Source organism: Pseudomonas edaphica (assembly GCF_005863185.1).
GTDB lineage: Bacteria > Pseudomonadota > Gammaproteobacteria > Pseudomonadales > Pseudomonadaceae > Aquipseudomonas > Aquipseudomonas edaphica.
On record NZ_VBVZ01000754.1, the window covers coordinates 1 to 2,695 of the forward strand.

Here is a 2,695-nt window from a genome sequence, read left to right on the forward strand (position 1 = left end):
TCTCCATGGAGTCGCAAACCCTTGCCGAGCCGGAACATGGCCCGACTCATCATTGGCTGCAAGCCCAGGCGGCGAAGTACAACGCGGTGATCACCGGCAGCGTGATCATCCAGGCAGCCGACGGCAGCCACCGTAACCGTCTGCTATGGGCACGCCCGGACGGGGAAGTGTTGCACTATGACAAGCGTCACCTGTTCCGTATGGCTGGCGAGCACGACCATTACACGCCCGGCGAGCGCCAGGTACAGTTCGAGTTGAAGGGTTGGCGTATACGCCCGTTGATTTGCTACGACTTGCGCTTCCCGGTGTGGAGCCGTGATGCCCAGGACACTGACCTGCTGCTGTACACCGCGAACTGGCCGGGTGCGCGCCGTCAGCACTGGAACCGCTTGCTGCCGGCGCGTGCTATCGAGAACCTGTGTTACGTGGCGGCAGTCAATCGGGTGGGTACCGATGGCAAGGGCTTTGCCTACACCGGGGACAGCCAGGTGCTGGACTTCCAGGGTGAGACCTTGCTGAGTGCGGGGGAGGCGGACGGGGTGTTTCAGGTGTGCCTGAATGCGGCAGAGCTGGCGATGTATCGCGAAAAATTTCCAGCGAATCTGGATGCCGATAGGTTTCAGTTTGTCTGACAGACCGCTATCGCGGGCAAGCCCGCTCCCACAGGTGAATGCATTCCAAATGTGGGAGCCGGGCTTGCCCGCGATGAGGCCCTACAGATCGTTCCCACGCTCCGCGTGGGAATGCAGCCCGGACGCTCTGCGTCCGCTTTCAGAGTTGTGACGCAGAGCGTCACCGCAGGTATTCCCACGCAGAGCGTGGGAACGATCAGGCCCCTGGATTCTCACCCAGGGGCCTTTTGCATTACCGCGACAGTGCTTACGCCGCCTTCGCTTCCAACTGGCTCAACGAGCGGTTCAGCGCACTGAACACCGCCTTGAAGCTCGCCGTGGTGATGTTTTCATCGATCCCCACACCATGCACCGGACGCTCGCCGTTCACGCGCAGCTCGATGTAAGCCGCCGCCTTGGCATGGGTACCGGCGCCGATCGCGTGTTCGTTGTAGTCCATGATCTCAACCTTGATCGGCAGCGCCGCCACCAGCGCTTCCAAAGTGCCGTAGCCCTTGCCGTTCCAGCGCAGGTTGGTTTCGCCCTGGCCCTTGCCCGAGACTTCCACTTCCACGGTGCTATTGCCGTTTTCTTCCTGCAGGCGATGGCTGACCAGCGCGTACGGGGTGTTGGCTTGCAGGTATTCACGCTGCAACAAGGCGTAGATCTGTGGTGCAGTCATCTCCAGGCCCACGCGGTCGGTCTCGGCCTGTACCACTTGGCTGAACTCGATTTGCATGCGGCGTGGCAAGCTGATGTCGTACTCCTGCTCCAGCAGGTAGGCGATGCCGCCTTTGCCCGACTGGCTGTTTACGCGGATCACCGCCTCGTAGCTGCGGCCGATATCCGCCGGGTCGATCGGCAAGTACGGCACTTCCCACAGCGCGTCGGCTTTCTGCTGGGTAAAGCCCTTGCGGATTGCGTCCTGGTGGGAGCCGGAGAATGCGGTGTGCACCAGGTCGCCGACGTACGGGTGACGTGGGTGCACCTGAATCTGGTTGCACTCCTCGACGACTTTGCGCACGCCGTCGATATCGGAAAAGTCCAGCTGCGGGTCGAGGCCTTGGGTGTACATGTTCAAGGCTACGGTCACGAGATCGACGTTACCGGTACGCTCGCCGTTGCCGAACAGGCAGCCTTCGACACGGTCAGCGCCGGCCATCAGGCCCAGCTCGGTGGCGGCCACGCCGGTGCCGCGGTCGTTGTGGGTGTGCAGGCTGATGATCACGCTGTCACGACGGTTGATATGGCGGCCGAACCACTCGATCTGGTCGGCATAGATGTTGGGTGTCGCGCATTCAACCGTGGCCGGCAGGTTGAGGATCATCTTGTGCTCTGGCGTCGGGTTCCATACCTCGATCACCGCATCACACACTTCCTTGGCGAACTCCAGCTCCGTGGCGCTGAAGGTCTCTGGGGAGTACTCGAAAGTCCACTGGGTTTCCGGCTGCTGGGCGGCGTATTTGACGAACAGCTTTGCCGCGTTGACCGCGATGGCCTTGATGCCATCTTTGTCCTGGTTGAACACGATGCGGCGGAACGACGGCGATGTGGCGTTGTACAAGTGCACGATGGCCTTTTTAGCGCCGCGCAGGGATTCGAAAGTACGTGCGATCAGGTCTTCACGGCCCTGGGTCAGCACCTGGATGGTGGTGTCCGCGGGGATGTGGTTGTCTTCGATCAAGGTGCGCACGAAGTCGAAGTCGGTTTGCGACGCGGCCGGGAACGAGGCTTCGATTTCCTTCACGCCTACAGACACCAGGGTCTTCCAGAAACGCAGCTTTTTCGCGGCGTCCATCGGTTCGATCAGCGACTGGTTGCCATCACGCAGGTCGGAGCTGCACCAGATCGGCGCTTCGGTGATGGTCTTCGACGGCCACGTGCGGTCCGGGATATCGATGGTCGGGAACGCGCGGTATTTCGAAGACGGGTCTTTGAGCATGCTCATCGGGAAATCCTTTGTAGTAGGGGCCGAGAAAAGGCGGCCTGCCGTAAAACTGTTATTGGGGGCGAAGCTTGGGACGAGGCAGATCGATTCAGCCTGGCAGTCGTGCGCTGACGAGGCACAGGCTGCGGTGCTGGCG

General features: G+C 61.3%; 2 protein-coding genes. One reads left to right on the forward strand and one right to left on the reverse strand.

The window, feature by feature from the left end; genetic code table 11:
• The coding region (locus tag FEM54_RS30005; protein ID WP_138454004.1) for a nitrilase-related carbon-nitrogen hydrolase at positions 1–632 on the forward strand (632 nt) is incomplete at its 5' end.
• 247 nt (positions 633–879) lie between these two features.
• Here FEM54_RS30005 and leuA read toward each other — a convergent pair.
• Positions 880–2,559 (reverse strand): 2-isopropylmalate synthase, encoded by a 1,680-nt coding sequence (gene leuA, locus FEM54_RS30010; RefSeq protein ID WP_017138560.1) that lies wholly within the window; start codon positions 2,557–2,559, stop codon positions 880–882.
• Positions 2,560–2,695 lie beyond the last annotated feature (136 nt).

Bases quoted from the DNA above. Each gene is read 5' to 3' on its own strand.
- leuA (WP_017138560.1), bottom strand. From the start codon at position 2,559: ATGAGCATGCTCAAAGACCCGTCTTCGAAATACCGCGCGTTCCCGACC.